This window comes from Salipiger sp. (genome assembly GCF_059781815.1).
Genome location: NZ_JBYNAH010000132.1, coordinates 1 through 3,237, shown reverse-complemented (window position 1 = coordinate 3,237; position 3,237 = coordinate 1). Strand labels below are relative to the sequence as shown.

Below are 3,237 nucleotides of genomic sequence, written 5' to 3'. Positions count from 1 at the left end.
CACCGCTCCAAGCGCTGCCACCCCGGTCTTCGCCTCGACATCCGGACCATCATCCGAGAACGCAACTGAATATCCGACATCAACAGTTTCCGTATTCGTGTCGATGACCCGGAAGCCACCGAGATCAAATTCAGCTTCGTCCTTTGCACCTTTCGTCTTCTCCAGTGGAGCACCATTTTCATAGAGAACGCGATCGACGGCTTCTTCGAAAGTCGTCTCGACCGTGAAGCCCGCGATCAAACCCTCAACGAGTGCGGAACCGTCAGCCAAGGTAACTGTGATCGAGCCCATGGTATCGCTCTGCCCATTCACCCAACTGGAGAGATCGAAGGTCACATCGACATCCGTCGGTGGGTTCTGACCCTTGCCTGGGATCCGCCCAAAAACGTGCACAGCAACCACATCTTTGACCTGCGTTCGTGCACCCTCCACGTCTGCGAGATCGAGGCTCAGGTCGTCGACGTAGTCTGAAGCCGCCTGCGCATCACCTGCATCGTCGTCAAAGTTCACTGAATCGATACCCGTAATCAGCAGTTGGGCCGACGTGCCAGACTGCAACTGGGTAAGTGAAATATCTACTGTCTCGGCCAGATAGGTACCGCCATATCGAATATTGCTTTCCTCGCGGTTCGTGCCACTGGTTGCAAGCGGCACGGCGTAGGTCGGATCGATCATTGAAGCCAAAGAATACCAGACCCCGTCGCCGGACTTGATCATCTGGGCGTTGCTGCCCACGGTGGTCTTGATCTCCTTATCGCCCACTGTCTGGTCGGCGGCGCTTGTATTCACGGTGTCCCCCTCGTTCCAGGTGATACCGTCTTCGGATTGATTGGCCGGGTTCTTTCCGGTCACAATGATGCCATTGTTGCCGGATTGCTCGTCTGTGAACATCACAAACAGCTGCGCGGTCGGCGGTACACCGGCGGATTCAAAGGACAGTTCCTGCTCGACCGATACACCGATCAGTCCTGAAAGATTTGGGGTGAGTTCATCATGGGTACCTAGCGTGCCGTCGCCGGGACTTGGGTTGTCGAGGCTCATGAACTGCCCGACCGCCAGCTTTGCGCCGGTAATGTCACCGTCAAGGTTCGTTTGCTCGACGAGTCGCACGACAAAGGCAATATCGCCCAACGAGTTTGCGGTGTCAGTGTCTCCGGCTTCGGTGCCAACCCGCCCGACGATGACCTTCTCACCCGTTGAAAGGACCAGCGAGTACAAGAAGATCGACGTGCCTCCGGTGCTCAGCCCGCTATCCGTCCCTTCTCCGTCTCCGCCGGTGATCGCGAGTTGCATGTCACCAGACCCGAAGGTGCCGACGGCAGAAGCCTCGACATCTATCACGGTTTCGCCGCTGTTGGCGCCATCATACCCACTGAGAGAGGCATCAAGAAGGCTGCCAGCTCCGGCAAGTGCGGTGTCGTCCAGAAAGCCAAAGTAAGCTGCGATCGTGGCATTCAACGTCGGGTCGACGTCATTGTCATTATCACCGGGTGTATCCGCAAGATTCTGCAGGCCATCGGTTTCGTCGGTGATGGTAAGGACGGTCGGATCATTGGAAATAATGGCCATAATCAAGCTCCCTGAATTCGCATCAATTGTTTGAAGCGATTGGCGAAAGCCGGGGTGCCCGAACTGCTACAAATTCAAATGGGCGGAAAACGCAGGGTGCACGCCGCGGCGGTGGGTCGCGGCGCCCACACCTCAATCAAGGTGTGGGTTCCGCGAGTATATGATGACTCTGAACGCATTGGGAAAAAGCGCTGTTGCGAGGCGCGTTTTTGGGCTGATGCCCAACCTGGGCGCAATATGGTTGTGGATGCGTAGGAATAAGCGTGAATTGACAATTCCGCGACATCGGTATCGCTTGAGACGTTGCAGAACCGTTCAGCCGACCCAGCAGGTCCGAGCTCAGTTGAGCAATATCTCTACAACAGTTCGCAAATCTCACGAAGATCCAGGCACCCTCACTGCTGCCCCCTCCCGAATTGGATTCAGCTGCTCGAGATATGTTGCCTATGGGTGTGGCGATTTTATTATCGGATTAGCCCTTTACTACTTTTGTATGATGCCAGATGATTTGCAACTTCATTTTTGTGTCAGGCACTCAGCCAGAATGACTCAGGTACGGCTGAGCCGGTCCGGAACTGGCGTGAGAACAGGAGTGGTGCGCGCGACATCGGTCTCGGCCCGGTCTTCGCACTCCAACGCCCCTGTCCCGCAGCACCAGTTTACCATGACAGATGGAAGAACAGACCGCGGAACCGAAGCGCCACCAACAGCCTGCCCGATATCAACACCGTCGAGCGCACCATCCGACCCATCGCGCTAAACCGGAACACATCGAGCCGCGCCCAATCTCCCGCGACGGAGTTGTCACGTTAACAGGTTAGCGATTGCCTGCTTGCTGTTTGCTACGTAGGTCACAGCGATGCAGACACCTTCCATCAGCTACAAGCGGCACCGGTTCCCGCCTTCGATCATTGCCCACGCGGTCTGGCTGTACGTCCGGTTCAATCTGAGCCTACGGGAGGTCGAGGAGATGCTGCTCGAACGTGGCATCGACGTCTTCTATGAAACGGCTCGGCGCTGGACGGCCAAATTCGGGCCGCAGATCGCGAGGAACCTGCGGCGATACGAGCGCCGCCTCGGCGACATCTGGCATCTTGACGAAGTCGTGGTGAAGATTTCCGGCAGGACGTTCTGGCTCTGGCGCGCTGTTGATCAACGCGGCGTTGTTCTGGACGAGATCCTCCAGTCCCGGCGGGACAAATTAGCCGCCAAACGGCTTTTGCGCAAGTTGAAGAAACGCACGGGATCTGTTCCCAAGCGGATTATCACGGACAAGCTCCGCTCATATGGCGCGGCCAAGCGCGAACTCCTGCCCGATCTGGATCACTGGTCGCATAAGGGGCTCAACAATCGTGCCGAGAACAGCCATTTGCCGTTCCGAAAGCGGGAGCGCGTGATGCAGGGTCATCGCTCTCCAGGCGGCCTGCAACGCTTCGTGTCCATCCATTCCGCCGTCCGCAATTGTTTCTACGTTCCAGCTCGCCGACGCGCCGCCCTGACCATTCGCTACCACCGGATGGAAGCTCTCCGCATGTGGAAACTAGCCGCCAGCAACGCATGAAACCGTCATTCACGGCCTTGCCAGCCACCCCTGCAGTTAAAGTGACAACACCGGTTTGCGCCGAGCCTCGAAAAGGCGGTGCGTGGCGCCGATTACGTGCAAGAGTC

The 3,237-nt window shown here is 57.2% G+C and carries 2 protein-coding genes; one reads left to right on the top strand and one right to left on the bottom strand.

Annotation, left to right across the window (positions count from 1 at the left end):
- A partial coding sequence (locus tag AC6RA4_RS15475) for a hypothetical protein (protein WP_500161800.1) occupies positions 1-1,569 on the bottom strand: 1,569 nt, incomplete at its 3' end.
- An 859-nt stretch (positions 1,570-2,428) separates the two neighbouring features.
- Here AC6RA4_RS15475 and AC6RA4_RS15470 point away from each other — a divergent pair.
- Positions 2,429-3,130: an IS6 family transposase gene (locus tag AC6RA4_RS15470; protein WP_500161798.1), complete on the top strand. Its 702-nt coding sequence runs from the start codon at positions 2,429-2,431 to the stop codon at positions 3,128-3,130.
- The last annotated feature ends 107 nt before the right edge of the window (positions 3,131-3,237 follow it).